Annotated in this window: 1 pseudogene; it reads right to left on the bottom strand. The window is 74.5% G+C overall.

Features of this window, described 5'->3' with window-relative positions:
• Window positions 1-483: pseudogene (locus ACTJJZ_RS17360) on the bottom strand (hypothetical protein); the annotation flags it as partial.

Genomic DNA, 483 nt, shown 5'->3' with positions numbered 1-483 from the left:
TTCGGTGGGTCCGCCGTGGGCGGCGTCGATGGTGTGGTCGAGGTCCTGCGCGCTCGGCGGCAGCCCGCAGGTCATGAATCGGCATCGGGAGTCGCGGGCGTGCAGGAGGCGGCGCAGGTCGGCGCCCGGCCGGTACCGGTCGACGGCGAGGATCGCCCCGGTGACGGGGTGGGTGAGGACTCGTTCCCAGGCGACGGCACTGCCGGCGAGGATCCGGGCGGTGTGCGTGTCGATGGGTGGCCCGCCGGCGAGCTCGCCGGGCTGCTCGACACGAACCCCGAACCCGGCGCCCGATGCTCCGAGTCCGGTGCCCGCCGTTGCGTCGCTTCCCGGGGCCGCACCCGCCGCGGTGTCGGTGCCCATGAGGGTGAGCACGGGAACCGTGACCTCGACCCGTGCCTGGATCGCAGCCAGCAACCCGGTGGTCGTGTCATGCCCGGACGGCGCCCCGGTCAGCAGCGTGTCCGCGCACAGGTCCGCACG

Origin of the sequence: Microbacterium sp. 22242 (assembly GCF_052045495.1) — a bacterium.
Lineage (GTDB): Bacteria > Actinomycetota > Actinomycetes > Actinomycetales > Microbacteriaceae > Microbacterium.
Note: the sequence above shows the minus strand (reverse complement) of the source record. Positions and strands in the feature narration are given on the sequence as shown.